Origin of the sequence: Saccharomonospora marina XMU15, assembly GCF_000244955.1 — a bacterium.
GTDB classification, from domain to species: domain Bacteria; phylum Actinomycetota; class Actinomycetes; order Mycobacteriales; family Pseudonocardiaceae; genus Saccharomonospora_A; species Saccharomonospora_A marina.
In genome coordinates this window covers 2,847,157-2,873,746 of the sequence record NZ_CM001439.1, presented here as the reverse complement: position 1 = coordinate 2,873,746, position 26,590 = coordinate 2,847,157, and the positions used below count along the sequence as shown (strand labels likewise).

At 71.1% G+C, this 26,590-nt stretch carries 27 protein-coding genes; 10 read left to right on the top strand and 17 right to left on the bottom strand.

Annotation, left to right across the window (positions count from 1 at the left end; translation table 11 throughout):
• The first annotated feature begins 11 nt into the window (after window positions 1-11).
• Window positions 12-905, top strand: coding sequence for an alpha/beta fold hydrolase (locus SACMADRAFT_RS13560; RefSeq protein ID WP_009154393.1), 894 nt, complete (start codon window positions 12-14; stop codon window positions 903-905).
• Here SACMADRAFT_RS13560 and cobA read toward each other — a convergent pair.
• From cobA to SACMADRAFT_RS13535, 5 genes are all read right to left on the bottom strand, one after another.
• Window positions 841-2,094 (bottom strand): uroporphyrinogen-III C-methyltransferase, encoded by a 1,254-nt coding sequence (cobA, locus tag SACMADRAFT_RS13555; protein ID WP_009154392.1) that lies wholly within the window; start codon window positions 2,092-2,094, stop codon window positions 841-843. The genes SACMADRAFT_RS13560 and cobA overlap by 65 nt on opposite strands.
• A gap of 97 nt (window positions 2,095-2,191) precedes the next feature.
• Window positions 2,192-3,646 carry a pyridoxal phosphate-dependent decarboxylase family protein gene (locus SACMADRAFT_RS13550; protein WP_040926391.1) on the bottom strand — a complete coding sequence of 485 codons (1,455 nt, stop codon included), beginning with the start codon at window positions 3,644-3,646 and terminating at the stop codon, window positions 2,192-2,194.
• A gap of 32 nt (window positions 3,647-3,678) precedes the next feature.
• A complete protein-coding gene (locus tag SACMADRAFT_RS13545) occupies window positions 3,679-5,004 on the bottom strand; it encodes an MFS transporter (RefSeq protein ID WP_009154390.1) in 1,326 nt (441 codons plus the stop codon).
• 84 nt (window positions 5,005-5,088) lie between these two features.
• Window positions 5,089-6,108 carry an LLM class F420-dependent oxidoreductase gene (locus SACMADRAFT_RS13540; RefSeq protein WP_009154389.1) on the bottom strand — a complete coding sequence of 340 codons (1,020 nt, stop codon included), beginning with the start codon at window positions 6,106-6,108 and terminating at the stop codon, window positions 5,089-5,091.
• Between the two features lie 13 nt (window positions 6,109-6,121).
• Complete coding sequence (locus SACMADRAFT_RS13535) at window positions 6,122-7,042, bottom strand: oxygenase MpaB family protein (RefSeq protein ID WP_009154388.1); 921 nt, start codon at window positions 7,040-7,042, stop codon at window positions 6,122-6,124.
• A gap of 57 nt (window positions 7,043-7,099) precedes the next feature.
• On the opposite strand from SACMADRAFT_RS13535, the gene SACMADRAFT_RS13530 reads away from it, so the two are divergent.
• Window positions 7,100-7,708, top strand: coding sequence for a TetR/AcrR family transcriptional regulator (locus tag SACMADRAFT_RS13530; protein ID WP_009154387.1), 609 nt, complete (start codon window positions 7,100-7,102; stop codon window positions 7,706-7,708).
• Here the strand turns inward: SACMADRAFT_RS13530 and dmpG are convergent, their stop codons facing one another.
• Both dmpG and SACMADRAFT_RS13520 read right to left on the bottom strand, forming a co-directional pair.
• A complete protein-coding gene (gene dmpG, locus SACMADRAFT_RS13525; RefSeq protein WP_009154386.1) occupies window positions 7,709-8,728 on the bottom strand; it encodes a 4-hydroxy-2-oxovalerate aldolase in 1,020 nt (339 codons plus the stop codon).
• Entirely contained in the window at window positions 8,725-9,642 is a 918-nt protein-coding gene (locus tag SACMADRAFT_RS13520; RefSeq protein ID WP_009154385.1) for an acetaldehyde dehydrogenase (acetylating), read from the bottom strand. The genes dmpG and SACMADRAFT_RS13520 overlap by 4 nt, the downstream gene beginning before the upstream one ends.
• A 41-nt stretch (window positions 9,643-9,683) precedes the next feature.
• Here SACMADRAFT_RS13520 and SACMADRAFT_RS13515 point away from each other — a divergent pair, with 41 nt between their 5' ends.
• Window positions 9,684-10,433 carry an IclR family transcriptional regulator gene (locus SACMADRAFT_RS13515; protein ID WP_009154384.1) on the top strand — a complete coding sequence of 250 codons (750 nt, stop codon included), beginning with the start codon at window positions 9,684-9,686 and terminating at the stop codon, window positions 10,431-10,433.
• A 174-nt stretch (window positions 10,434-10,607) separates the two neighbouring features.
• On the opposite strand, the gene xylA is transcribed toward SACMADRAFT_RS13515, so the two are convergent.
• Window positions 10,608-11,777 (bottom strand): xylose isomerase, encoded by a 1,170-nt coding sequence (gene xylA / locus SACMADRAFT_RS13510; RefSeq protein WP_009154383.1) that lies wholly within the window; start codon window positions 11,775-11,777, stop codon window positions 10,608-10,610.
• Window positions 11,778-11,888: 111 nt separating this feature from the next.
• Here xylA and SACMADRAFT_RS13505 point away from each other — a divergent pair, with 111 nt between their 5' ends.
• Window positions 11,889-13,073, top strand: coding sequence for an ROK family transcriptional regulator (locus tag SACMADRAFT_RS13505; RefSeq protein ID WP_009154382.1), 1,185 nt, complete (start codon window positions 11,889-11,891; stop codon window positions 13,071-13,073).
• 61 nt (window positions 13,074-13,134) lie between these two features.
• Window positions 13,135-13,521, top strand: coding sequence for a PPOX class F420-dependent oxidoreductase (locus tag SACMADRAFT_RS13500; RefSeq protein WP_009154381.1), 387 nt, complete (start codon window positions 13,135-13,137; stop codon window positions 13,519-13,521).
• 19 nt (window positions 13,522-13,540) lie between these two features.
• On the opposite strand, the gene SACMADRAFT_RS13495 is transcribed toward SACMADRAFT_RS13500, so the two are convergent.
• Window positions 13,541-14,248, bottom strand: a complete 708-nt coding sequence (locus SACMADRAFT_RS13495) for an MBL fold metallo-hydrolase (protein ID WP_009154380.1) — start codon at window positions 14,246-14,248, stop codon at window positions 13,541-13,543.
• A 95-nt stretch (window positions 14,249-14,343) separates the two neighbouring features.
• Between SACMADRAFT_RS13495 and SACMADRAFT_RS13490 the strand changes: the two genes are divergently transcribed.
• From SACMADRAFT_RS13490 to SACMADRAFT_RS13480, 3 genes are all read left to right on the top strand, one after another.
• Complete coding sequence (locus SACMADRAFT_RS13490) at window positions 14,344-15,156, top strand: class I SAM-dependent methyltransferase (RefSeq protein ID WP_009154379.1); 813 nt, start codon at window positions 14,344-14,346, stop codon at window positions 15,154-15,156.
• Between the two features lie 69 nt (window positions 15,157-15,225).
• Window positions 15,226-15,681, top strand: coding sequence for a hypothetical protein (locus SACMADRAFT_RS13485; protein WP_009154378.1), 456 nt, complete (start codon window positions 15,226-15,228; stop codon window positions 15,679-15,681).
• Between the two features lie 28 nt (window positions 15,682-15,709).
• Entirely contained in the window at window positions 15,710-16,453 is a 744-nt protein-coding gene (locus SACMADRAFT_RS13480; RefSeq protein ID WP_040925686.1) for a decaprenylphospho-beta-D-erythro-pentofuranosid-2-ulose 2-reductase, read from the top strand.
• On the opposite strand, the gene SACMADRAFT_RS13475 is transcribed toward SACMADRAFT_RS13480, so the two are convergent.
• Window positions 16,407-18,101, bottom strand: a complete 1,695-nt coding sequence (locus SACMADRAFT_RS13475; protein ID WP_009154376.1) for an FAD-dependent monooxygenase — start codon at window positions 18,099-18,101, stop codon at window positions 16,407-16,409. The two genes, SACMADRAFT_RS13480 and SACMADRAFT_RS13475, sit on opposite strands and share 47 nt — an antisense overlap.
• Window positions 18,102-18,103: 2 nt before the next feature.
• Window positions 18,104-19,066 carry an MBL fold metallo-hydrolase gene (locus tag SACMADRAFT_RS13470; RefSeq protein WP_009154375.1) on the bottom strand — a complete coding sequence of 321 codons (963 nt, stop codon included), beginning with the start codon at window positions 19,064-19,066 and terminating at the stop codon, window positions 18,104-18,106.
• 92 nt (window positions 19,067-19,158) lie between these two features.
• Here SACMADRAFT_RS13470 and SACMADRAFT_RS13465 point away from each other — a divergent pair, with 92 nt between their 5' ends.
• On the top strand, window positions 19,159-19,698 hold the full coding sequence (locus tag SACMADRAFT_RS13465; protein WP_040925685.1) for a MarR family winged helix-turn-helix transcriptional regulator: 540 nt from the start codon (window positions 19,159-19,161) through the stop codon (window positions 19,696-19,698).
• A gap of 57 nt (window positions 19,699-19,755) precedes the next feature.
• Here the strand turns inward: SACMADRAFT_RS13465 and SACMADRAFT_RS13460 are convergent, their stop codons facing one another.
• The 3 genes from SACMADRAFT_RS13460 to SACMADRAFT_RS13450 form a co-directional block, all read right to left on the bottom strand.
• Window positions 19,756-20,181 (bottom strand): DUF1801 domain-containing protein, encoded by a 426-nt coding sequence (locus tag SACMADRAFT_RS13460; protein WP_009154373.1) that lies wholly within the window; start codon window positions 20,179-20,181, stop codon window positions 19,756-19,758.
• 105 nt (window positions 20,182-20,286) lie between these two features.
• Window positions 20,287-20,901 carry a VOC family protein gene (locus tag SACMADRAFT_RS13455; protein ID WP_009154372.1) on the bottom strand — a complete coding sequence of 205 codons (615 nt, stop codon included), beginning with the start codon at window positions 20,899-20,901 and terminating at the stop codon, window positions 20,287-20,289.
• A 92-nt stretch (window positions 20,902-20,993) separates the two neighbouring features.
• The gene (locus tag SACMADRAFT_RS13450; RefSeq protein ID WP_009154371.1) at window positions 20,994-21,980 is read right to left on the bottom strand and encodes an Acg family FMN-binding oxidoreductase; all 987 of its coding nucleotides are present in this window, start codon (window positions 21,978-21,980) and stop codon (window positions 20,994-20,996) included.
• Between the two features lie 197 nt (window positions 21,981-22,177).
• Here SACMADRAFT_RS13450 and SACMADRAFT_RS13445 point away from each other — a divergent pair, with 197 nt between their 5' ends.
• Window positions 22,178-22,837 carry a response regulator transcription factor gene (locus tag SACMADRAFT_RS13445; RefSeq protein ID WP_232285588.1) on the top strand — a complete coding sequence of 220 codons (660 nt, stop codon included), beginning with the start codon at window positions 22,178-22,180 and terminating at the stop codon, window positions 22,835-22,837.
• Between the two features lie 49 nt (window positions 22,838-22,886).
• Here the strand turns inward: SACMADRAFT_RS13445 and SACMADRAFT_RS13440 are convergent, their stop codons facing one another.
• From SACMADRAFT_RS13440 to SACMADRAFT_RS13430, 3 genes are all read right to left on the bottom strand, one after another.
• A complete protein-coding gene (locus tag SACMADRAFT_RS13440; protein ID WP_009154369.1) occupies window positions 22,887-24,629 on the bottom strand; it encodes a sensor histidine kinase in 1,743 nt (580 codons plus the stop codon).
• A gap of 74 nt (window positions 24,630-24,703) precedes the next feature.
• Window positions 24,704-25,444 (bottom strand): hypothetical protein, encoded by a 741-nt coding sequence (locus SACMADRAFT_RS13435; protein ID WP_009154368.1) that lies wholly within the window; start codon window positions 25,442-25,444, stop codon window positions 24,704-24,706.
• Window positions 25,441-26,415 (bottom strand): Acg family FMN-binding oxidoreductase, encoded by a 975-nt coding sequence (locus tag SACMADRAFT_RS13430; protein WP_009154367.1) that lies wholly within the window; start codon window positions 26,413-26,415, stop codon window positions 25,441-25,443. Before SACMADRAFT_RS13430 ends, SACMADRAFT_RS13435 begins: the two co-directional genes overlap by 4 nt.
• Window positions 26,416-26,590 lie beyond the last annotated feature (175 nt).

Sequence of the window (26,590 nt, the reverse complement as noted above, 5' to 3'; positions counted from 1 at the left end):
GCCTTGGCCACATGAGTACCGTCCCCGCCACCGATTTCGCGTCCCCACCGCGGCGAGACGACACGCCGCCACTGGAGCTGGCCGGGTCGTTCGAGCACCTCGGCCACCGGCTGGCCTACACCGAGTACGGCTACGGCGACGAGGTGATCGTGCTCACCCACGGGATCATGTTCACCCGCCGCATGCACGCGCCGCTGGCCAGGGAACTCGCCGCGGCCGGCTACCGGGTCGTGACGCTCGACCTGCTGGGCCACGGCGACTCCGACCGGCCCGAGCAGTCCTGGTCGTACTCGATGCCCGCGTTCGCGGGGCAGACCCTGGCGTTGCTGGACCACCTGAAGGTGCGGCGCGCGGTGGTCGGCGGTACCTCGCTGGGCGCCAACGTGGCGCTCGAGGTGGCCGTCGAGGCACCCGAGCGCGTGCTCGGCCTGCTGATCGAGATGCCGGTGCTGGACAACGCGCTGGTCGCGGGCCTGCTCACGTTCGGCCCGCTGCTGTTCGCGGCCCGGTTTCTGCCGTTCACCGTACGGGCGGTCGGCGCCGCCGCGCGCAGGGTGCCGCACGGCAACCAGTGGATCGACGTCGTCACCGACACGCTCGACCAGCGGCCCGCCGCCATGGCGGCGCTGCTGCACGGGGTGTTCTTCGGCCGCATCGCACCGCCCAAGGAGATCCGGGGGCGCATCAAGGCGCCGACGCTGGTGATCGGTCACGAGCGTGATCCCGTGCATCCGTTCGGCGACGCCGACACGCTCGCCGCCGACCTGCCGGACGCGGAGTTCGTGCAGGCACGCAGTCCCGTCGAACTGCGCCTGCAACCATCGAGGCTGACCGAGGCCATCACCGGTTTCGTGGGCCGCTGCCATCGCCGTCCAGCAGGCCCGCGACCGGACCGATCACCGTGACCGCGGGTGGCCGGATGCCCGCGTCGGCGGCGTCGGCCGCGATCCGGCTCAGCGTCGAGCGCACCACCCGCTGGGTGTGCATCGTGCCGTCGGCGACCATCACCACCGGTGTGTCGGCTGCCCTGCCCGCCGACAGCAGCGCGTCGGCGAACAACTCGATGCGCTCGACCCCCATCATCAGCACGACCGTGCCTCGCAGCCTGCCGAGCGCTTCCCAGTCCACCAAACTCTGCTCGTGCCCTGGTGGGACGTGGCCGGACACCACCACCACCTCGTGCGCCACGCCGCGATGGGTCACCGGCACGTCGGCCACGGCGGGGACGGCGAAGGCACTGGTGATGCCGGGCACGACGGTCACGGGAACGCCCGCCCGCGCGCAGGCCAGCACCTCCTCGAAGCCGCGGCCGAACACGTAGGGGTCGCCGCCTTTGAGCCGCACCACGAACTTGCCCGCCTGCGCGCGTTCGACGAGCACGCGGTTGATGACGTCCTGGCTGGCCGCGCGGCCGTAGGGGATCTTCGCGGCGTCCACCACCTCCGCGTGCGGCGGCAACTCGTCCAGCAGTTCGCGCGGCGCGAGCCGGTCGACGACCACCACATCGGCCCTGGCCAGCAGCCTGCGCCCGCGCACGGTGATCAGTTCCGGGTCACCGGGCCCGCCGCCGACCAGCGCCACTCCCGCCCGCGAACCGCCGTCCTGCGGCCGGACGTCCTCGCCGGGATCGGCGACGGTGCGCGTCCGCAGCGCGTCGAGCAGGCCGTCGCGCACCGCCGAGGAGCGGTGCGGGTTCCCACCGGAAAGGACACCGAGCAGCAGCCCGTCGTGCTCGCCCGTGGCCGGGGTGACCGCGCTGCCTTCGACACCGGCGTCGGCGCGCACGCAGAACACCCTGGCCCGCTGTGCCTCCTGGCACACGGCGGCGTTCACGGCGGCGTCATCGGTGCAGGCCATCGCATACCACGCGCCGTCGAGGTCACCCTCGGCGTAGCGGCGCCGGTGCCAGGTGAGCTCGCCCGTGTCGGCCATGGCGCTCACCGATGCGGTGGTGTGCGGTGCGACGACCTCCACGGCCGCACCGGCGCGCACCAGCCGAGGCAGTCTGCGCTGCGCGACGCTGCCGCCGCCGACCACGACGACCCTGCGCCCGGCGAGGTCCAGCCCGGCGAGGTAGTGCTGCTCCTGAGGCATGCGCCAAGCATGCCGTCAGCCCCGGCCCGACCCGTGCCGGGCCGGTGGATGTGCCGCCAACATCACAACGCACCCACCGGTGAGCGGTCCCGCGCGGCTACCCGCGGTGCGGGCGGTAGAGCAGCCCGAGGAACTCCAGTAGCACCCGCTCCCGCAGCCGGGCGGGCGCGGCCTGCAGCAGCGCGTTGACCTGTGCCATGCGGTCGGGAAGCCCGCCCGCGACGTCGAGCCCCGCGGCCTGCAGCAGCCCCTCGAACTGCTCGGCGGTCAGCGTGTCCGCATCGATGGCGCCGATCAGGGTCCGCATCTCCTCGGCCACGACCACGGGACCCGCCGCGCGTGCCGCCGCCACCGCGTCGGCGAGGTCGGTGAGGAAGCCGTCCTCGTCGCCGTGGTTGGCGGCCGTGATCGTCAGGTGCAGGTTCACCGGCGAGGAGCCGTGGCCGAACTGCGGCTGCACGTACCAGCCTCGAAGCGCCATCTCGTCGGCGACGGTGAACAGGTCGAAGTCGGCGCCGTCCTCGCTGGTCACGGCGAGCAGGGTGGCGTCGGGCGAGCCCAGCACGCGCAGCCCCTCGACGCCGTCGACGCCGGTTCTGATCCGCTCGGTCGCGGTGCGGGTGTCGCGTGCCAGCCGCAGGTATCCGTCGTCGCCGAGATAGCGCACCACGGCCCATGCCGCGGCCAGCGGCCCGCCGGAACGGGTGGACTGCAGCGTGGTGTTGAGCATGGTGTAGCCGGGCCAGTCGGCGCTGGCGAAGTAGTGTCCGCCGCGCAGTCGGGCGTCGGCGTGCAGCAGCACGGAGGCGCCCTTGGGGCAGTAGGCGTATTTGTGCAGGTCCACCGAGATGCTGGTGACCCCTTCCACCGCGAGGTCGAACGGGGGTACCTCGTCGCCGAGGCGGCGCAGGTACGGCAGCACCCAGCCGCCGATGCACGCGTCGACGTGCATGCGCACCCCCCGTCGGGCCGCTTCGGCGGCGATGTCCGGAATCGGGTCCACCACGCCGTGCGCGTAGGAGGGGGCGCTCGCCACGACGAGCACGGTGTCGTCGTCGATGGCGGCCGCCATCGCCGCCGGGTCGGCACGGAAGGTCTTCTCGTCCACCGCGACGTGTACCGCCCGCAGCCCGAACAGGTGCGCGGCCTTGCGAAACGCCGCGTGCGCCGTGCTGGGCAGCACGATGTTCGGTGTGCTCGTGCGCTGCTTGGCGCCTTCGCGGGCGGCCAGTACCGCGAGCATGCAGGACTCGGTGCCGCCGGAGGTGACCGAGCCGACGGTACGTTCGTCCCCGCCCAGCAGCCGCGCGGCCGTGGCCACGAGGTCGTTCTCCATCCGCAGCAGGCTGGGAAACGCGGTCGGATCGAGCCCGTTGGCCGACGACGCCAACGCGTGTGCGCGTTCGCCGAGTTCGCCGACCTCGGCCAGCCCGCTGTCGTAGACGTAGGCGAGCGTGCGGCCGCCGTGGGTCGGCAGGTCGGTTTCCCGCAGCGCCCGCAGTTCGGCGAGCACGTCGTCGATACTCTTGCCGCCGTTCGTGCCGCCGTTCATGCCGTCGCTCTTGCCGTGAGTCATACCGTGAGTCATGCCGTCGCCTCGGCCTTGCGTGGCTCGGCCTCGAGCACGCTGCGCCGCAGCAACGGGATGCCTGCCGCGATCAGTACCGCCGGCAACGCCGAGAAGCCCAGCGTGATCGCGGTGAGTGCGCTGTCGGGTTGTGTCACCGTGCCCTCCGAACTCGATACGTAACCCCCGGCGGCCAGCACGAGGCCGAACATGCCCGGGCCGAGTGCCAGCCCGAGCGTTTCCGCCGCCGTCCATACCCCGGCGGTCACGCCCGCCCTGGTGGCGCCCGTGCGTTCTTCCTCGGCCGTGATGAGGTCGGGCAGGATGGCCAGCGGGAAGACCTGGATACCCGCGTAGCCGATGCCCGCGATCGCGACGAAGCCGAACACCGCGGCGATCGGCAGTGCCCTGGCGAACACGAGTCCGATCAGCGCCACCGCGAACAGGGCGGAGGCCACGCGGAAGCCCGCGAGTTTGCCGCCGGAGCGGCCTATCCGGTCCCACACCGGCATCACCAGCAGCGCGGGCGCGACGAACCCGGCGAACAGCAACGACTGCAGGTCGGCGTCGCCGAGCACGAAGCGGGCCAGGTAGCTCACCCCGGCCAGCAGCGTGGCCACACCGAGCGCCTGCACGAAGTAGACGGCGAGCAGCCAGCGAAACGATCGCCACGCCCGCATGGTCGCCAGCAGTGCCCGCCAGGTGGGGGTGGGCGCACGCAGCCTGCCGACGGGGGCGCGCCGGATGCCGAAGTAGACGCTGAGAGTTCCTGCCACGATCAGCACGGCGACGAACCCGCCCATCGCACGGTAGCCACCCACACCGCCGATTCCGCTGGCGATGGCAGGCGCGACCGCGCCCGAGACCAGGATCGCCAGCGCGAGCACGGCGATGCGCCAGGTGGTGAGCCGGGTGCGCTCGTGGTAGCCCTCGGTCAGTTCCGCAGGCAGCGCGTTGAACGGCACCTGGAAGAACGCGAAGGCGGTGGCGCAGAGGAAGAACGCCAGCACCACATAGGCCGCGTCCGCGGCCACGCTGCCGAAACCGGGATGGGCGAACAGCGCCGCGAACGCCAAGGCCAGCGCGAGCCCGCCCGCGAGTACCGAGCGGCGCCTGCTGCCCTTGCGCAGCAGGTCGGCGTCGGAGATTCGGCCCGCGATCGGGTTGAACAGCACGTCCCATGCCTTGGGCAGCAGCACGATCGCCCCCGCCGCGGCCGCGGGTACCGCCATCGTGTCGGTCAGGTACGGCAGCAGCAGCAGGCCGGGGACGGTGCCGAAGGCTCCGGTGACGAACGACCCGAGGGAGTAGCCAAGCCGCGTTCGTGTGCCCAGCGTGGACATGGCCCTCCCCGGCGGTCGTTCGATTGGGGGAATAGTGGCACTACTTCCCCCCGCGGCGGTAGCCACCCCGCCGCGCGCACCGGATCAGGACAGGACGTCGGCGACCTTGCGCAGCATCGCGGCGTCGCCGCGTAGCAGCAGGGTGGTCACCACGGACTCCTCCCACGCCGCCAACTCCTCGCGGATCTTGGCGGGCGGACCGATCAGCGAGGTGTCCTCGATCAGACTGGTGGGGATCGCGGCGGCGGCCTCGGCCTTGTTCCCGCCCAGGTACAACTCCTGGACCTTGTCCGCCACGTCCTGGTAGCCCATCCTGGCGAAGACGTCGTGGTGGAAGTTCATCGTCTTCGCGCCCATGCCGCCGATGTAGAGCGCCAGCGCCGGGCGGATGAGGTCGGCGGCCTGCTCGACGTCGTCGTGCACGATCACCGGCACCGAGGCGGCGACCTCGAAGTCGGCGGGCTGCTCGCCGCGCCTGGCGAATCCCTCCCGCAGCGCACCACGGTAGAAGTCGTCGCTTCTGGGGGAGAAGAACAGCGGCAGCCAGCCGTCACAGATCTCCGCCGACAGCGCGACGTTCTTCGGCCCCTCCGCCGCGAGGTAGATCGGGATGTGCCTGCGCAGCGGATGCACGGTGGCCTTCAACGGCTTGCCGAGCCCGGTGCCGTCCCGCAGCGGCAGTTGGTAGAAGCGGCCGTCGTGGGTGACGGGTTGCTCCCTGGCCACGACCTTGCGCACGATCTCGACGTACTCGCGGGTGCGTGCCAGCGGCTTGGGATAGGGCTGGCCGTACCAGCCCTCCACCACCTGCGGCCCCGACGCGCCGAGGCCGAGCACGAACCGGCCGCCGCTGAGATGGTCCAGCGTCATCGCCGCCATCGCGGTGGCCGTGGGGGTGCGTGCCGACATCTGCACGATGTTGGTGCCCAGCTTGATGCGGGAGGTCGCCGCTCCCCACCAGGCCAGCGGCGTCAGCGCGTCGGAGCCGTAGCCCTCGGCCGTCCACACCGAGTCGAAGCCCAACTCCTCCGCTGTCCGGATGGCCTCGACCGCGCCCTCCGGCGGGCCGGAGGACCAGTATCCGATGTGGTAGCCGAGTTTCACGCTTGCCTTCCCTTCACACGGCGGGTGAGTAATGCGTCGGCCAGTCCCGTTCGTGCACGGGAGGCAGGTTCCTGGCCGGGGTCTCGACCAGTGGCGCGTCGGCGGAGTCCTTGCCGAACGCGCGGCGCCAGCCCGCCCTGGCCCGGGGATGATAACGCCGCTCGAACGGCACCAGGGTGAACGCGGCGTTGATCGCGCGGCCGACGAGCCGGTGCAGCCTGGCGTCGCGGCTGGACCAGCGGTAGCCGAGCAGGTCTCGCACCGGCTGGTCGTACATGCCGACGGTCAGCCACACGAACCCCTTCGCGATCGGCACACGCAGCAGTTTCCACAGTGTGTCGGGCAGCAGCCGCAGCACCGGTGGCTTGGCGATGCGGGAGATGTCGAGCACGTCACGGGTGGCCTTGTTGTCCTCGAGCACCTCGGTGCACATGTGGTGCCAGTACCGCTGGAAGTCCTCCCAGGTCTTGGGCACCGGACGCATGCTCATGCCGTACAGCCGGTACCACTGGACGTGCTCGTCGAACAGCTTGCGCCGCTGCGCTTCGGTGAGCCCGCCCATGAAGTGCTCCGCGATGAGCAGTGTGCTCACGAAGAAGGTGGCGTGTGCCCAGTAGAAGGTGTCGGGGTTCAGGGCGTGGTAGCGGCGGCCACGCGAGTCCACTCCCTTGATGGTGTCGTGGTATCCGCGCACCTGCACGGCCGTACGCTGCGCGCGCGGCCCGTCGTAGATCACGCCACCGATGGGATACAGCGAGCGGTACAACCGCTGCCAGCGCTCGTCGAAGAACTTCGAATGCTGCTCCACACCCGCACCGAGTTCGGGGTGCATGTTCTGCATGGAGCCCGCCCACAGCGCGATCAGCAGGCCACGCCAGTCACCGAAGATGCGCCAGGTCAGCGAGTCGGGTCCGAGAGGTTCGGCGGTCGTCATGAGCTCAGGCTATGATTGACAACGACCGTAGTCAATTGTCTGGCCTAGGGTGGGCGCATGTCGGGAACGGAGCGAACCTGGGCGGGCACCACGCTGGCGGACCGCAAGGCGGCACGGCGGCGACGGTTCCTCGACGTCGGGGTCCAGTTGCTCGGCACCGGTGACAGCGGCGCGGTCAGCGTGCGGGCCGCGTGCAGGCAGGCCAAGCTCACCGAGCGCTATTTCTACGAGAACTTCGCCGACCGCGACGAGTTCATCCTCGCCGTCTACGACGACGTGGTCGCGCTGGCCCACCGTGCGCTCGTGGAGGCGGTCACCTCGGCGGAGCCGACACCGGCCAAGCGCGCCGAGGCGGCGGTCACGGCCTTCGTCACACTGATCCTGGACGACCCGCGCAAGGGCCGGGTGCTGCTGCTCGCGCCGCTGGCCGACCCCGCGCTGAGCCGCTACGGCAGCCAGCGGCTGCCGATGTTCGCCGAACTGGTGCGCGAGCAGCTGTCCGACCGGGTCGACGAGCGTGACCGCGCCATGACCGCGACGGCGCTGGTGGGTGGGCTCGCCAACCTGTTCATCGGCTACCTCGCGGGCACGCTCGACGTCAGCAGGCAACGCCTCATCGCCCATTGCGTGCGTCTGGTGCTCGGCGCGAACGCGCTGCACTCCTGATCACTTGCCCGCGCCGCGCTCGGCCAGCCGCAGCGCGATGTCGATGATCATGTCTTCCTGCCCGCCCACGTAGCGGCGCCTGCCCACCTCGTACAGGATCTCGTGCGCGGGCACCCCGTAGCGCTGCTCCGCGCGTTCGGCGTGCAGCAGGAAGCTGGAGTAGACCCCGGCGAACCCCTGCACGATCGACGAGCGGTCCATGACGGGAAGCCGGGTGATGTAGGGCTTGACGACGTTCTCGGCGGCCGCCATCAGCACGTCCTTGTCCACACCGGTCTCCACACCGAGCCGCTCGAAGGTCGCGGCCAGTACCTCGGTGGGCGAGTTGCCCGCGCCCGCACCGAGAGCGGCAAGCGAGCCGTCGATCTGCCTGGCTCCCGCGCGGTAGGCCAGCACGGAGTTGGCGACACCGAAGCTGAGGTTCTGGTGCCCGTGGTAACCGACCTGTGCGCTGCCGCCGACCTCGGCGACCAGCGCGGCCACCCGGTCGGAGGCGTCCTCCAGGATCAGCGCTCCTGCCGAGTCCACCACGTACACGCACTCGCAACCGGCGTCCACCATGATGCGGGCCTGCTTGGCCAACTCCTCCGGGGTGGACATGTGCGCCAGCATCAGGAAGCCCACGGTCTCCAGCCCGAGCTTGCGTGCCTCTCCGAAGTGCTGGATGGACACGTCCGCCTCGGTGCAGTGGGTGGCGATGCGCACGGCACCCGCGCCGAGGTCGGCGGCGGCCTTCATGTCGGTGACGGTGCCCAGCCCCGGCAGCAGCAGCACCGCGATCGTGGCGCGCTTGGCCTCCTCGACCGCCGCGGCGATCAGCACCCGCTCGTCCACTTTGGAGAATCCGTAGTTGAAGGTGGACCCGCCCAGCCCGTCGCCGTGAGTCACCTCGATCAAGGAGACCCCAGCGGTGTCCAGCGCGCGCACGGTGTCGCGCACGTTCGCCTCGGTGAACTGATGCGCCATCGCGTGGCTGCCGTCGCGCAGCGTGGTGTCGACCAGCCGTACCCGCTCGCTCATGCCCGCACTCCCCTGCTTTCCACGATGCGCTCGGCGAGCAACTCGCCGACCTTGGCCGCCGCGGCGGTGATGATGTCCAGGTTGCCCGCGTAGGGCGGCAGGTAGTCGCCGTTGCCCTCGACCTCCAGGAACACCGCGACCCTCGCCATGCCGTTCCACTCCGGCCTCGGGTCGTCGAACTGCGGGTCGGCGGTGAGCCGGTAGCCGGGCACGTAGGTCTGTACATCGCTGACCATGCGGTGCACCGATTCGGCGACGGCGTCACGGTCGGCGTCGGGGCCGATCGCGCAGAACACCGTGTCCCGCATGATCATCGGCGGTTCCATCGGGTTGATGATGATGATCGCCTTGCCCTTGTCGGCGCCGCCGACGATCTCGAGACCGCGCGCGGTGGTTTGGGTGAACTCGTCGATGTTGGCGCGGGTGCCCGGACCCGCCGAACGCGAGGACACCGACGCCACGATCTCGGCGTAGGGCACCGGCGTGATCGTGCTGACCGCGTGCACCATCGGGATGGTGGCCTGGCCACCACAGGTGATCAGGTTGAGGTTCGGCGCGTCGAGTTGGTCGGGCAGGTTCACCACGGGGCAGGTGAACGGCCCGACGGCCGCGGGCGTCAGGTCGATCGCCTGGATGCCCGCCTCGGCGTAGCGTGGCGCGGCGGCCAGGTGCGCTCTCGCCGAGGTCGCCTCGAACACCAGGTCGGGGCGCACCCGCTGGGCCAGCAGCCAGTCGACGCCCTCCGCCGACGCCTCGACACCCAGCTCGCGTGCCCGGCGCAGCCCGTCGGAGTCGGGGTCGATGCCGACCATGTATCGCACGTCGATCCGCTCGCTGCGGCGCAGCTTGGCGAGCAGGTCGGTGCCGATGTTGCCGGGGCCGACGATGGCGGCCACCGCTGCCGATTCGCTCATGGTGCAAGACGCTGCTCCCCGCGGTACGGCATTATCAACGTATGTGTCCCGCTGACCGGAACCACGCCGCATCGACGGCGGCCCGGCTGACCGCGCTGCTCACCGCGTTCCGGCCCGGTGACGAGGCGCTGGGCGTGTCGGAGCTGTCCCGCAGGACCGGCGTGTCGAAATCCAGCGTGCACCGCCTCACCACGCAGCTGCTGGCGGGCGGGCTGCTCGAGCGTGACGGCGCCGGTGTGCGGCTGGGGCTGAAGCTGTTCGAGATCGGGCAGCTCGCGACGCGGCAGCGTGGCCTGGTGGACGCGGCACGGCCCTACCTGGCCGATCTGCGCGAGGCCACCCGCAACACCGTGCACCTGGCGGTGCTGGAGGGTACCGAGGTGGTCTATCTCGACATCCTGCGCGGGCCCGACGCGCCGACGCTGCCTTCGCGGGTCGGCGGCCGGTTCCCCGCTCACGCCACGGCCGTGGGCAAGGCGATCCTCGCCCACTCCCCCGAGTCCGTTGTGGACACGGTGATCGCGGCGGGGCTGGCGAGGATCAGCAGCCGCACGATCACCGCCCCCGGGCTGCTTCGGCGCCAACTGGCCAGGGTTCGCCAGGACGGCCTCGCCTACGACCGCGAGGAATCCGGCGTCGGTGTGGTGTGCGTCGCGAGCCCGTTACGCTCCCCGGGCGCAGCGGCGGTGGCGGCGGTGTCCATCTCCGGCTGGACGAACCGGATGCGGCTGGACCGGGTGGCTCCGGCCGTACGTACCGCCGCCCTCACCATCTCCCGCACCCTGCACTGACCGCGAGTCCCCCGCTCCTGCCCGCGAGTCCCCCACCGCGGACCGCGAGTTCCGCGTTCAGAACCGCGAGTTCCCACTACGGCGACTGCGGCGAGCCGGTGTGGTGGTACAGCCGACCGGCACATTCCGGACGGGAACGCAGGACTCGCGGACGGGAACGCAGGACTCGCGGGGTCAGGCCTCGCCGAGGAGGTGTTCGAAGGCCAGCTGCGACAGGGTGGCGTAACCGTAGCCTCGGCGTGCGGCGGCGTCGGGATCGAAGTCCTCGAAGGCCGACCGGTCGGCGCGCAGGTCGGCAAGGGTCTCCCCTTCGGCCAGCGTGGGCACCGAAAGCTGCGGCACCCGCGAGGCCTCCAGCGCCTCCCGCACCCTCGGGTCGGCCCGAAACGCCCTCGCCCGCTCCCGCAGCAACAGATAGGAACGCATGTTGGCGGCGGCGCTGGCCCACACACCGTCGATGTCCTCGGTGCGAGGGGGTTTGAAGTCGAAGTGCCTCGGTCCCTCGTACCCGCCGTGCTCGAGCAGATCGACGAGGAAGAACGCCGAAAGCACGTCGCCGTGGCCGAAGATCAGGTCCTGGTCGTAGCGGGGGCCGCGCTGACCGTTGAGATCGATGTGGAACAGCTTGCCCTGCCACAACGCCTGCCCGATGCCGTGCACGAAGTTCAGCCCGGCCATCTGCTCGTGTCCGACCTCGGGGTTGAGGCCGACCAGTTCCTGGTGCTCCAGCGTGGAGATGAACGCCAGCGCGTGCCCGACGGTAGGCAGGAAGATGTCACCGCGCGGCTCGTTCGGCTTCGGTTCCAGCGCCAGCCGCAGCTGGTAGCCCTGCTCGAGCACATACCCCGCGAGGGTGTCGATGCCCTCCCGGTAGCGGTCCAGTGCCGCGCGCACGTCCTTGGCGGCGTCGGTCTCCGATCCCTCGCGCCCGCCCCACAACACGTAGGTGGTGGCGCCCAGTTCGGCGGCCAGGTCCATGTTGCGCATCACCTTGCGCAGCGCGAACCTGCGGACCTCGCGGTCGTTGCTGGTGAGTGCCCCGTCCTTGAAAACCGGGTGTGCGAACAGGTTCGTGGTAGCCATGGGCACCACGAGACCGGTGGCCTCCAACGCCGCGCGGAACCGCTGGATGCGCCGCTGCCGTTCGGAATCCTCGCTGCCGAACGGGATCAGGTCGTCGTCGTGGAAGGTCACGCCCCACGCTCCCAGTTCGGCGAGCCGGTTCACGGCTTCGACCGCGTCCAGCGGCGGGCGCGTGGCCTCGCCGAACGGGTCGATCGCGCGCCAGCCGACCGTCCACAGGCCGAAGCTGAACTTGTCCTCGGCGACGGGCTGTAGGGCCACGGTGTCCTCCACGATCACGACGGTGGGCGAATAGTTCGGCGACTGAACTTATCCGGGCGCAGGAAACCGGGTCAAGGATTCGTTCACTGGATGAACTATTAAGATCGTCGGATGACCGGGACCGGGCCCGCCGGGCAACACACGGTGCGAAGGCACAACTGCGCACTGGTGCTCGGCGCCGTCGCCCAGTCGCCGGGAATCTCCCGCGCCGGGATCGCCGCACGCACCGGGCTGACGAAGGCCACCGTGTCGAGCCTGGTCGACCGGCTGCTCGCGGCCACACTGCTGCACGACGAGGGCCCGCAACGGCGGGCGGGCCCAGGGCGGCGCGGGACGTCGCTGTCGCTGTCCCCGCACGGCCCGCACGGCCTCGGCGTCGAGATCGCCGTCGACTACGTGGCCACCTGCCTTGTCGATCTCACCGGCGCCGTACACGACCTGCGGACCAGGCACGGCGACAACCGCGATCGACCGGTGGAGCTGGTACTGGACAAGGTGACCCGGGCGATCGCAGCCGCGCGGCGTGCCGCCACGAGGCGGGGCGTGGCCGTGGGCGGGATCGGCGTGGCCGTCCCCGGCCTCGTCGAGTCCGCAACCGGCGTGCTGCGGGTGGCGCCGAACCTGGACTGGCACGGGATCGACCTGCCCGCGCGGTTGCGTCGCCGCGCCGGTCCGGTAGGCCGCGACGTGATCGTCGGCAACGAGGCCAACCTCGCCGCGCTCGCCGAACTGTGGGCCATGGGCGAGGAAGGCCCCCGCGATTTCGTCCACGTCTCCGCCGAGATCGGCATCGGCGCGGGCATCGTCCTCGACGGCGAACTCCACGAGGGCTTTCGCGGCTTCGGCGGCGAACTCGGACACTTTCCGGTCGACCCGCGCGGCCCGCGCTGCCGCTGCGGCGCGCGTGGCTGCCTGGAACGGCTGGCGGGGCAGGAGGCGATTCTGGCGGCCGCGAACGCGACCGGTCTCGAAGAGCTGATCCAGCGGTTGCGGGACGGCGACCGCATGGCACAGGAGGCGGTCGAACGCGCGGCGGCCTCACTGGGCGTTGCGCTGTCGGCCGTGGTCAACCTGCTCGACGTTCCCGCTGTCGTGCTCGGCGGCGGCTACGCCCGCCTGCATCGCTGGCTCGCCGACCCACTGCTGGCCGAACTGCGGACCCGGGTGGTGAGCGCGCCGTGGTCGCGAATCGAGGTGTTGCCGTCGTCGCTGGGCACCGAGGCCGCCGTTCGCGGCGCCGCCGCCTCGGTGGTGCGCACCATCGTCGCCGACCCCGAGGCGTTCATCTCCGGCTGAGCCGCACTCGCGAGCGCGGCCGTCCTGCTCGCGGTGGCTCCCGGATGCCTAGGGTGTGCCCATGTCACCGAGCGAGGAGTTACGCGCGTTCTGGCGGGAGCGGCACCTTGCCACACTGGCCACCCTGCGGCCCGACGGCTCCCCGCACGTGGTGCCGGTGGGGGTCACGGTGGACGACGCCTTCGAGATCGCGCGGGTCATCTGCTCCGCGGGAAGCGTGAAGGCCCGCAACGTCCGCGCCGCGGGCACGGAGGGTGGCCGCGTCGCCGTCACGCAGGTGGATCGGCGACGCTGGTCGACGCTGGAGGGTCGTGCCGTGGTCACCGACGATCCCGACGCGGTGCGCGACGCCGAGCGACGCTACGCCGAGCGCTACCGCCCGCCCCGGGCCAACCCGCACCGGGTCGTCCTCGAGATCACCATCGACCGGCTGCTCGGGATGCGCTGAGAGGCGACCGGGCCGCAGCTCAGCCGAACATGGCGCGCCACTGCTCCAGCGACCGTGGCCGGAACACGACGTTGTCACGCCGCACCCGCGACAGCGCCGCCGACGGCTGTGCCGAGTACATGTGCCCCGGGTACACCACCGGGTCGCCCTCGAGGTCGGCGAGCCAGCGCAGGCTTCGGTACATCGCGTCGGCGTCGCCGCCGGGAAAGTCGGTGCGGCCACAACCGTCGAGGAACAGCGTGTCGCCCGCCACGAGCCTGCCGTCGAGCAGGAAGCACTGGCTTCCCGGCGTGTGGCCGGGCGTGTGCAGCAGCCGGATGCCGATGGCGCCAACCTCGAGCAGGTCGTCGTGGTCGTGGCCGACGAGGTCGGTCCCCGACACCCCGGTGACGCGCCGCACCCATTCCGTTTCGTCGCGGTTGACGTGCACGGGCACCTGGACCCGCGAGAGGAGTTCGGCCAGGCCCGGCAGCGAGAAGCCCATCATCTCGCCGCCGACGTGGTCGGGATGGTGGTGGGTGGCGAGCACCCCCACCAGCCGCATGTCGTCGGCCGCGAGCACGCCGAGCAGGTCGTCCACGGCGTAGGCGGGGTCGACCAGAACCGCCTCCCCGGTCTCCCGGTCGCCGATCAGATAGGCGAAGTTGCGCATCTGGGTGGCCACCGGGTCGCCGACGGCGAAGTCACGGCCGGAAAGCAGTTGCCGGAAGTACAGGCGATCGGACATGCAGGCGATCGTAACCGCGGGTCCGCACAGGCGCGGCTGTAGAGTTCGGCAGAGTGCGGCAGGGTACGGCAGCGGCCGCGACCGAAAGGGAGTCGATGAGCGCGACCGAACGTTGGCGCGCCGATCTGCAGGCGTGGGCTGTCCCGGAGCCGATCCTGGCGGCGGCCGAGGATTCGCCGTGGGTGCTGCCCAGACACGTGTTCACCCGCCGAGCGGACGTCCTCACGGCGAAACCGGAGGGTGAGTCGTTTCCCGCGGCGTGGGAGGCGCTCGATCCCCCCGGCACCGTGCTGGACGTGGGCGCCGCGGCGGGGGCCGCCAGTCTTCCGCTGGCCGCGCGAAGCACCTCGATCACGGCCGTGGACACCGACGCCGGGCTGCTCGGCGAGTTCGAGCGGCGAGCGAAGACACTCGGCGTGCCCGCCCGCGTGATCGAGGGCAGGTGGCCGGACGTGGCGGACCGGGCGGGAGTGGCCGACGTGGTGGTGTGCCACCACGTGATCTACAACGCCGCCGACATCGCGCCGTTCCTCCGTGCGCTGACCGCAGCCGCCCGCAGGCTCGTCGTGGTAGAGACGGCACGGCGACATCCGCTGACCTCCCTCAACGACCTGTGGCTGCACTTCCACGGCATCGTCCGGCCGCAGGGACCGACGGCCGACGACGCCGTCGCCGTGCTGCGCGAACTCGGTATCGAACCGCGTGTGGCGGCCTGGCGGCGGCAGCATTCCGCTTCCGGTGAGCATCCCGACTTCGACACGCTCGTCGACGTCACCCGCCGCAGGCTGTGCCTGCCGCGCGAAAGGGCGCCCGAGGTGGCGAAGGCGTTGCGCGACGGCGGTGCCGACGGCACCCGCGATCTCGGCTCCTCGGGTGACGAGATCGTGACGCTGGTGTGGAGACCGTAGCCCCACGGGTATGCCAGGTGAGCGGAGTGGGCAGGCCGGCCCGCCACGGCAGGACAGGGAGGCGAACGCGTGCGACGCGCGGTGGTGGGCACCACACTGGCAGCGCTGGCGCTGGCGGCGGTCGCCCAGGCGTGCGGCACCGATTCGCCACCCGCCGCGCCGTCTGCCCCGCCACCGAGCGCTTCCGCGCCGGGTACCTCCGCGCCGCCGCCTCCCGCCGAGGGGGAGCGGCACCGGGTTCGGGTGACGGTGTCCGGCCCGTACGACACGGTGCTACGGGTGGCCCGTGGCGGCTACTACACGCGGGTGGACCTGCGAGGGGAGCCGTTCGACTTCAGCTTCACCGAGTCCGAGGGCAGTGGCTACCGCGACATCTCGGTGTGGGCGGGCACCGAACACCCCGAGCAGGGCCCGGTGCGGTGCGCGATCGAGGTGGACGGCAAGGTGGTGGCCCAGCGCGTCGCCGACCGGCCCGACGGCGAAGGCAAGGCGAGCGTGGTCTGCGAGATCCCCGACCCCGCGTGAGCGCGGCGGATACGGCACACTGCTGCCCGTGAACGAGACGGTGGTGGTCCTGGGAGGACGCAGCGAGATCGGCACGGCCGTCGCCACCCGGCTGGCCCGGCAGGGGGCTGCCCGGTTCGTGCTGGCCGCCAGGCGCAGTGCTGACCTCGACGCCGAGGAGGCCACGCTGCGCGAGGCGGGTGCGAGCGAGGTGCACCGGGTGGAGTTCGACGCCGACGACCTCGACCAGCACGAGAGCGTGCTCAGCGCGATCATGACCGAGTACGGTCCTGTGGATGTCGTGGTCACGGCGTTCGGTGTGCTGGGAGACCAGCGGCGTGCCGAGGCCGACGCCGCGCACGCGGTGGCGATCGTGCACACCGACTACACCGCGCACGTCAGCGTGCTGACCCACCTGGCGAACCTGCTGCGCGCACAGGGCCACGGCACGCTGGTGGTGTTCTCCTCGGTCGCGGGAGTGCGCGTGCGCAGGGCGAACTACGTGTACGGCTCGGCGAAGGCGGGCCTGGACGGCTTCGCCAGCGGACTCGCGGACGCGCTGCACGGCAGCGGCGTGCGGCTGCTGCTCGTGCGGCCCGGTTTCGTCATCGGGCGGATGACCGCAGGCATGACCGCGGCTCCGCTGTCGTCCACCCCCGCGCAGGTCGCCGACGCCACGGTGGCGGCACTGCGCAAGGGAAGGCACACGGTGTGGGTGCCCGCGCTGCTGCGTCCGGTGTTCGCGCTCATGCGGGCGCTGCCGCGCCCGATCTGGCGCCGCCTTCCCCGCTGAGCGCGGTGCGCAACGCGGTCGCGATCGCCTCGGCGGCGGCCGGGCTGCCGGGGATGCTGCCGACCGCTGTATCAATCACGGCCGTGTCAATCACGGCCGTGTTGCTCACGGCCGTGTTGATGACCGCGGCGACGTGCGCGTCCGGCCGGATCAGCCACACCTCCCCCGGCCTCGCCCCGAACGCCTCGGCGAGTGCGCCGGTGTCGTCGAGTTGGGCGAACGGGTGCACGCGCACGGGCAGGCTCAGCCCGCTCACGGCCGAGGCCACCGCCGCGCTGTCTGCATCGGGTGCCAGCAGCAGCAGGAACCCCTCGCGAGCGAGCTCGCGGAGCCTGCGCTGCCGCCCGTTCACCCGCACCGGACCGTCGGGCACGAGCACGCCCGGTGCCGGTGCGGGCAGCCTGCCGCGCGGCGGCCTTCCCGCGAACGGCCGGGTGGGGTCGGCTGTGGTGAGCGGCGAGTCGACGTACCAGAACGGTTCGCTCAGTCGTCCCGAGTCCACCTCGGCGTGCGCCGACGTGTCGGTGCGGGCGCGTCGCAGCACGCCGACCCTGCGAGCGAGTTCGGCCTCGGTTCTGGGCACGAGAAAGCGCATGGTGGCGCTGGTGACCTCGAGATTCTCCAGCGCGGCCGCGTGCCGCTCGGTGTGGTAGCTCTCCAGCAGCGACTCGCCTGCCCAGCCCCGCGACACGAAGGCGAGCTTCCAGGCGGCGTTCTCGGCATCGGCAACGCCGGAGTTCAGCCCGCGCGCGCCGAACGGCGCCACGAGGTGCGCGCAGTCACCGGCCAGCAGCACCCGGCCCACCCGCAACCGGTTCGCCACGCGCGCGTGGAACCGGTACACCGACTTCCACACGATCTCGTAGTCGGCCTCACCGATGATCTGCCTGATCCGCCGGTCGAGGCTGCCGTCGGCCTCCTCTGCCTCGAGGTCGTAGTCCGCGGGCACCTGCCAGTCGATGCGGAAGGTGGAGTCGGGGCAGGGATGGATGAGCACCTGCCTGCCGGGGTTCCAGGAGGGGTCGAAGTAGAACCGGCGCTCGCTGCTCCAGCCAGGCAGCCGGGTGCGGATGTCGCAGATGAGGAACCTGTCGTCGAAGGAGTGGCCCTCGAAGGACACGCCGAGCAGCCGGCGGACGTCGTCGCCGCGCGCTCCCGCGCATGCCACCGCGTAGGAGGCGGCGATCGTGTCGTCGCCCGACCCTCGGCACCGCAACCGCACTCCGGTTTCGTCCTGGCTGATGTCGGTGACGTCGTGGTCCCACCTGACGTCGATGAGCGGTTCGGCGGCGATGTGCTCGTCGAGGATCTCCTCGGTGCGGGCCTGCGAGATGTTGACGAACGGGGGGAAGCAGGACCGGCCGTGGTCGGGCAGGTCGTAGGCGAACAGTTCGTCGTCGCGGTAGAAGGTGCGCGCGGTCGTCCACGTCACGCCCTCGCGCGCCACGCGACGGCCCGCGCCGACCGTCTCCCAGACGTCGAGCACGTCGCGCTGCTGGCAGATCGCCTTGGACCCGACCGCGTCGCGGCCCGGTCGGCGATCGAGCAGCACGACGGGTACGCCCCAGCGGGCCAGCAGCAGTGCGGTGGTCTGGCCGACCGGACCGTTTCCGATCACGGCGACGGGATCGGTGGTGGTCGTGGTCATCGTCAGTCCTGCAGTTGGTCCCAGACCTCGCGGTCGCGTTCGGCCGTCCAGATCACCGGCCGCTCGACCCCGCCGAGTTCGTCCCACAGCCTCGACACGTCGAACGGCAAGGTGTGCTCGAAGATCGGCCAGTGGCCGTACTCGTCGTACAGCGCGGCGTGGGCACGTTCGAAGGCCTCCTTCAGCGTCCCGCCGCGCTGGTGGACCGCGCCCACCTCGTCGATCAGCACCCGGAGGAAGTGGCGGGTCTGCTCGATCGCCGCGTCGACGGCGTCCCTGCCCCTGCTGACCGCGCCCCGCCCGCCGACGAGGGCCTCGGCACGCAGTTCCTTGATCCGGTCGAGCGTGCCCGACACCCAGTCGCGGTGGAAGGCGTCGCCGGTGTAGAGCGCGGCCTGCGCCTCCACCAGGTCACCGGCGAACAGGATGCGGTGCTTGGGCAGCCAGCCGATCAGGTCACCCTCGGTGTGGCCGCGACCGCAGTACCGCAGCTGCAACTCACCCCGGTCGCCGCCGAGGTCGATGGTCATCCGCTCGGAGAAGGTGACGTCCGGCCAGGTCAGCCCAGGAACGGAGTCGGCCTGCTTGGCCAGCCTCGGCATGCGGGCGAACTCACTTTCCCAGTCCTGCATGCCGCGTTCGGCCACCAGCGCGCGGGTGTTCTCGTGCGCCACGATCGCCTGCGCGTCGAACGCCGACGCGCCCAGCACCCGCACCGCGTGGTAGTGCGAGAGCACCAGGTAGCGCACCGGCTTGTCGGTGTGTTCGCGAAGCTTCGCCAGCCATTCGCCGGCGGCGACCGGCGTGGCCATCGCCTCGAAGCACACCAGGAAGTCCTCACCCTCGACGGCGCCGACGTTGGGGTCGCCCTCGGCCGTGAGCGCGTAAACGCCGTCGGCGAGCACCTCCAGTGTCTGCTCCTTCTCCGCCAGGTCCGCCGAGGAGGCGAATGCCTTCCGGGACACGGGAGCACCTCCCTTTGATAAAAGGTTTGATCATATTGTGTGAGCAGAGTAACCCCGATGAAGCCGAAAGGGAAGCGGCTAGCCTGAGCGCCATGACCGCCGAGCCGACCGGGCACGACCGACTCGACTACCTCTCGTTCGTCGACTTCGCGGTGGAGCGCACTCGGCAGCGGCTGCCCGCCGTCGACCCCGGCGCGATGCGGCTCGTGCTGACCCTGCACCGCTTGACCAGTGCGCTGGTGTACGACCTCGAGTCGGCCGTGCACCGGCCGAGGGGGCTGAGCTGGCCGGGGTTTCGGGTGCTGTTCGTGCTGTGGCTGGTGGGCCCGCTGGAGTCCAAGCGGGTGGCCGAACTGTCCGGAATGAGCCGCGCCGCCGTGTCCGCGCTGGTCAACACGCTGCAACGGGCCGGACTCGTCGAACGTGGGCAGGCCGAACGCGACCGGCGCGTGGTGCTGCTGCGGCTCACGCCCGAGGGCGAGGACACGATCTCCAACGACTATCTGGCCCACAACGAACGCGAGCGGTCGTGGGCGGCGGCGCTGAGCCCGGCAGAACGCGACACGCTGGTCGCGCTGCTGGAGAAGCTGATGGCCGGTTCCGCCGCGGCGGAGGCCAAGCGCCGCTTCTAGGCCGTGCGGCCGCTCGAGGTCGGTGCCTTCCGGGGCGAGCGCGGCAGGACAGCCGCGTCACATCTTCTCCCCCGGCAGCTCGGCCGCCTGCTCGATCCACGATCGCAGTTGGTCGCGGTCCAGCTCGTCGTCCTCGCGGATGTCGAGGTAACGCACCTCGTCGTGCTTGGACGGCTTCGGCGGCATGGGGTCGAGCGAGGTCCCTCGGAAGAACTGCAGCTGCACGTAGTGCGTGTAGCAGCGGAACGAGAGGAACCAGCCCTGGCCCTTGCGGCCGTAGAGCGGTTGGTTCCATTTCACGGCCTTGTGTACCTCGGGGACCGTGCGGACGACGAGGTCGTCGAGAGTCTGCCCGACGGTTCGTTTCCAGCCGGGCATGGCGGCGATGTAGTCCCGCACCGGGCCGTCGCCCTCCCCCTTGGGGATCCGCGGGTTGCCGCCGGAGAGCAGCGTCGGTCCGTCGTCCTTCATGCGATCGGTCATGGCAACCTGCCCGTGCTCCGGTCAGCGAAGCCGTTTCCTGCAAGCCCAGTTCCCATGTCGTCCTCCTGGCACAGCGGGATGATGGTATCGCCGCACTCGCCCGGCTCAGTGCGATGCGGCCTCCCAGACGAACCCGTCCGGGTCGGTGAAGGGCCCGGCATCGCTGCCGACCACGAGCCGGTGCGATCCGGTGCCTTCGGCGGAGACGGCGGCGACCTTGGCGAGGGCACGCCGGCGGTAGAGGGCCAGTTTCACGGGGCTCGGCGAGGTGTCCAGCTCGACATACCTGCGGCCGTAGCTCCTGGCCACGGCGAAACCGCGGTCGGCGTAGTAGCGCCTGCTCGCGGCGACGTCCGCGACACCCAGCTGGAGAACGATCTCGTCGATCTGCCGGGTGCCGGGGCCGGTGTGCTTCTTCGTCGAGGACGCGACCGTCCAGATGGTTCCGTCCGGGGCTCGCACGACTGCGCCGTAGCCCCACAGCGACTTCGCCGCGGGTTTCAGCGCCGTGGCACCCGCGTCGAGGGCGCCTTCGACGAGGTTGTCGACGGTGGCCGGTTGGGACACCACGAGCGACAGCGTGAAACCGCGGAATCCGGTCGTGGGTGTCTGCGAACCCCGCAGGCGCAGCCAACTGCCACCACCGAAGGCGGCGGTGTAGAAGCCCTCGGCCGCCGCCGGATCGGCCACCTCGATCGTGACGAACTCGATGGTCGGCATGGCGGTGACCCTAGTAGCCGCCGGAAGGCATCGCTTCTCGATTCCTGATCGATCGGGAACGGGCCCGTGCCGCGCGCCCCGGTGCGCCGCGCTCAGCTGTCCAGGCGGTTGAGCAGGTTCGCCGCGCGCTGCCTCGGGCTCTGCGGCAGCCCCGACACCGCCGGGTGCCCGACCCGCATGAGCAGTTGCGGGTAGCCCGCCAGCCCGAGCTTCTCGATGAAGCTCGCCCGTGCCTCGCTGAGGTGCAGCGGCTGAGTCTGCACCGCGCCGGCCAGCCCCATGTCCACGGCCGCCAGCCAGGTGTGTTGCATGCCGATCCCGGTGCGCAGGTGGTCCAGCCGGGTGTCGCCGGGGGTCAGGAAAACCAGGACCGTCTCGCGTTCCAACCGCTGCGCCAGCGTGTCGCGGTCCGGCAGTGCGGTATTGGGCCGCACCAGCCCTGCCCACGGCAGCGACGAGCTCGGCAGTGTGCCGTCGGCGATTCCTGTCGAGCGTGCGGGGCCGGCACCGTCGTGGATGGTCCACAGCGTCAGCTCGCGCTGGTAGCCGCGGTCGCGCGCGACGGTGAGCGCCGCGTACTCCAGCACCTCGGCGAGCGCGGTCAGGTCCTCGCCGCCCCGCAACACCTTCACCTGCACGCCTTCGGAGGAGGACGCGGCGATGAGGTCCTTCACGTCGTAGTCGGACAGCTCGGCGTCACCGAACGCGTGCCGGTAGCTGCGCCTGCGCGCGATGGCGGAGTAGCGGTGCAGGTCGGTGTCGGTGGGAGGCACCGTCCGCGTCACGGTGAGCCTGGCCACCAGCTCCGGACGCCCAGGGTCGGGAAGCAGCGCGACGTCGGGGCGCTGCGCCAGCACCCGCATCCCCAGGTCGAGGTTCGCGATCGCGGCGCCGCACGAGATGGAGCGGTCCCTGCCCAGCGCGTCGTGAAAGGGCAGTTCGAGGTCCCTGCGCTCGAACACCAGCGCCTCGCCGTCGGGCAGCTCGAGCCACCACGGCTGCGTGTTGTGCACCGACGGCGCGCGCACCACAGCCCTGGCCAGGACATCTGTCTCGCCCGCCGACCACTCGTGCTTCATTCTCATGTCTCCAACGATCCCTGACCTACCCCCCCGATTTCGCGATTCCGAAGTCCTAGCTGCGAGGGCCTTCTGACCCTCACACAGGTATTCATGCCGCAACGGGTGGCCGCTAGGGCCCAAGGTCCCTGGCTCGGCGCGCCACGGCCCGACTCGGTCACGTGCTCAGCCCGCTACCCGCGACTATGGTGTACGCCGTGACCATCAGTGTGTTCCTGGTAGACGACCACGAGATCGTTCGGCGCGGTCTGGCCGACCTGCTCGACGCCGAAACCGACATGGAGATCGTCGGGGAGGCCGCCTCCGTCAGCGAGGCGCTGACCCGCGTCCCCGGTTCCGGTGCCGACGTCGCCGTGCTCGACGTGCGCCTGCCCGACGGCAACGGCGTGGAACTGTGCCGGGAACTGCTGTCGCGGCTGCCCGGGATGCGCTGCCTCATGCTCACCTCCTATGCCGACGACGAGGCGCTGTTCAACGCGATCATGGCGGGGGCGTCCGGCTTCGTGCTCAAGCAGGTGCTCGGTTCCGACCTCGTCTCCGCCGTGCGCACGGTGGGTTCCGGTGGCTCGCTGCTGGACAGCAGGACCACCGCGGCGCTGATGAACCGCATCCGGCGCGAGCGCGACGAGGCCGACCCCGTGGCGGGGCTGTCCGAACAGGAGCGCGCCGTCTTCGATCTCATCGGCGAGGGCCTGACCAACCGCGAGATCGCCGAGCGGCTGTTCCTGGCGGAGAAGACGGTGAAGAACTACGTGTCGCGGCTGCTGGGCAAGCTGGGCATGCAGCGAAGGACGCAGGCGGCCGTGCTGGCCACCGAGTTGCGCAGGTCGTCGGGAAGGAAACCGCCGCAGGAGTGACGCGGCAGGAATGACGCGGCGGCGCGCACGGCACGCGCCCGAGCCGGCCTCAGCGCAGCGGCACGCGCCAGGACAGCGTGGTGCCTCGGCCCGGCTCGGAGTCGATGACGGCGTCGCCACCGCACTGCCTCGCGCGGCGCACCATGTTGTCCAGACCGCTGCGCTTGACGTCCTCGCCGATGCCGACACCGTCGTCGGTGACCTCGATCGACAACTCGTCGGCGGTGGCGTCCACCGACACCGCGATCTCCTCCGCACCGGAGTGCCGTAGCGCGTTGCTCAGCGCCTCCCGCAGCACCGCCTCGGCGTGTTCACCGATCTGCGGCGGAACGAACGTATCCACCGCGCCCGAGATCCGCATCGACGGCGAGACGACCGAGTCGCCGGAGATGTCCGCGACCACGTCGAGCAGCCTGCGCCGCAGGCTGGCGGGCCGCTCCGAACCGGTCGTGTGCAGGTCGAAGATCGACGTGCGGATCTCGCGCACGGTACGGTCCAGTTGCTCCACCGCCTGCTGCACCCGGCCGCGGGCGTGCTGATCGGGAATCCGACGAAGCGTGCCCTGCAGGCTCATGCCCGTGGCGAACAACCGCTGGATCACGTGGTCATGCAGGTCCTGCGCGATGCGGTCGCGATCGGCGAGCAGGTCCAGCAGCCGCTGGTTGCGTTGCTTGTCGGCGAACTCCAGCGCGACCGCCGCCTGGTCGGCCAGCGACAGCAGCATGGGCAACTGGTCCTCGGCGAAGGCCTGCGCCCCCTTCGACCGCGCGGTGACCAGCACGCCCCCCGCACCGGAGGAGCTGGAGAGCGGGACCGCCACTGCGGGTCCGAATCCCGCGGAGGAGACCCTCGGCTCATCGGGCAGCGCCGAGGTCAGATCGGGCAGCAGGCGCGGCTGGCCTTCCCGCATCACCTCGGCGAGCTGCGACGTCCCCGCGGTGTCCACCGAAAGCCCCGCCAGCGCCGAACTGCGCTCGCCGGAGGTCACGCTCACCGACACCGCGTCGGTGGCCTCGTCACCGGCCAGCAGGATGAAGGCGTCGTCGCCGCCCGCGAGTTCCCGAACGCGCAACGCGATCAGTTCCAGCGTGGTGTCGATGGAGGCACCGCCGAGCAGCTCGCCGTTGATCTCGGCGACGGTGCCGAGCCAACGCTCACGCATGCGTGACTTCTCGAACAGCCTCGCGTTGTCCACCGCCACACCCGCGGCCGCCGCCAGCGCCTGCAGCACCACCTCGTCGTCGACGGTGAACTCCGCACCGCCGCGCTTCTCGGTCATGTAGAGGTTGCCGAAGATCTTGTCGCGCACCCGCACCGGCACCCCGAGGAAGCTGTGCATCGGCGGGTGGTTGCGCGGGAAGCCCACCGAGGCCGGGTGTTGCGACAGGTCTGCGACCCGCACCGGGCGTGGGTCTTCGATCAGCAGCCCGAGCAGGCCCTTGCCTTCCGGCAGGTGGCCCATCCGCGACCTGGTCTCCTCGTCGATGCCGACATAGACGAACTCCGACAGCCCGTTGCCGTCGTCGGAGAGCACGCCGAGCGCACCGTACTGCGCGTCCACGAGTTCGGTCGCCGCCTGCACGATGCGCTGCAACGTCGAGTCGAGTTCGAGCCCCGTCGCCACCGCGAGCACGGCGTCGAGCAGGCCCTGCAGGCGGTCGCGTGTCTTGACGATCTCGGTGAGCCGTTCCTGCACCTCGTGCAACAGTTCGTCAAGGCGCAGCCCGGTGAGGGAGGTGCCTCTCGGTCGGGACTCGTCCGGCTCGTCGGCCGGCCTCGGCTCCACTGGCATCCATCTCCGATCAGGTCCGTTGCCCCCGACGGTATTACCAGTTCACGCTGTACTCAACCTTTGAACCAATTGGCTCACGCTCCCAGCCGCAGCAGCAACTGGGGGCTGCCCGCGAGCCCGCACCGCCGCAGCATCCGCTGCCGGAACTCTCTTGACTGGAACGGCTCCACCCGCGGGCTCGCGGTCAGGCCTCTCGCGCGCGCCGCGAGCCACGCGTCCTGCATCGAGACACCGGCCAACACCTGGTCGCGCCTGCCGTCGGTCACCGTCACCACGAGCAGACCCGGTTCGAGGGGCTGCTTGCGGTGTGCGGGAACGAACGAGGTGATCGGAACGAGCTGCACGTCCGTCGAGGCGCCGGCCCGGACGATCTCGGCGAGCACGTCGCTGGGCAGTTCCGTGGGGTCGATCGTCTCCCGATGCCTGCGCCGGTCGAACACCGCCTGGAAGTACCGCACGTCCGCGGCGGAGGGGCGGTTGCGGGTACGCGCCGTGACCGTGGCCACCAGGTCCGGTCTGGCAGCGTCACCCAGCAGCGCCACCTCGGGCAACCAGCCCAGCACGCGCACGGCGACGAGCAGGTTCGCGAGCACGGCACCGCAGGAGATGACGCGGTCGCGGCCGGTGGCGTCGTGGCGAAGCAATGTGCTGTGGAACCGTTCGAAGATCTCGGCGCGCGGGCCGTGGATCTCCAAGATCCACGGGTTGCCCTGGCCGCACGCCTGGGTGTGCAGTGCCGTGCGGGTCAGCACGCCCTTCTCCTGTTCCGACCAGCTGTGCCTGGGTGGCGAAGGCGCCAGCGACTCCGTACTCACGGCGCCCCCTCCCTGGTGACGTCTTCGACCGGGCGGCGAGGCGTCGCCGCGCTGGGGTAGCCGTAGCCCAGCCGCAACGCGGTCTGCGGCTGCTCGTGCCCGCCCAGCAGTTCACGCAACCGCTCCCGCACCGAGCCGACCTCGATGGGTTGCGCCAGGAACGAGGCGTTCAGGCCGGCCGAGGTGGCGCTGAGCAACACCCGCTGCATCGCCTGCCCGGCGCGCAGCATGTCCAGCCGGGTGTCGCCGCGCGTGGTGAGCACGGCGACGAGCGGGCGCCGCTCGAACTCACGCTCGGTGGCGACGTCGCCACCGAAGTCACGCAGCGCGAGCAGGCCGCCGTCCGCCGCACGAGGTCCTCCCGCGGCTTTCGGCACGCCGTCGTCGCGTTCCCCACCGTGGGTCCATGCCCGCAACTCGGCCTGGAACCGGGGGTCCTGCTGCTGGACGTGGTCGGCGTGCCGCAGCAGCGCGACGAACTCGTCGAACCGCTGCGCCTGGTCGAGCAGCACCAGCCGGGTGCCCTCCGCGGCCGCGGCCCGGGTGAGCGCGTGCCGTGCGGCGACCGGGATCTCCCGATCCAGAAACGGCCTGCGGTTGGTGTGCCTGCGTTCGACGGCCGAAGCCAGTCGCTGTTCCTCCGGGGTGGGGCGGCGCTGTCCCCCCATCGTCACCCTCGCCAGCAGCAGCGGCCGCGCCCGGTCGGGCAGCGGCTCCACGACGCACTCCCTGCCCTGCTCGGCGATCGCCATCCGCATGTTGAACACGGCCGCGCCGCAGGCCAGTGTCGCCTCCCGCGCCTCGGGGTCGCAGTAGCCCAGCACCCGGGTGTCGTCCAGCAGCACCTCGATCGTCTCGCCGTGTACCCGAAACTCCCAAGGCTGCGTGTTGTGCGGCGACGGTGCGCGGGTCCCCGCGTGCAGCGCGGCCGCCACGATGTCCGTGGCGGAGGAGGCGGTCGTGTGGCTCATGAGCTCATCCTCCGCATTCGTTCGCCGTACCGGCAGCGGCGGTCGTCCCGGCGCGACAGGGTCTTTGGTCCCCCGCAGCGCCATCACCCCGGCCGGTCGCGTGACTTCCGGCTCTAGGGGCGGCCTGCGCGGTGATCCAGCATCGAGAGCACGACCCGACCGAGGAGAAGCAACC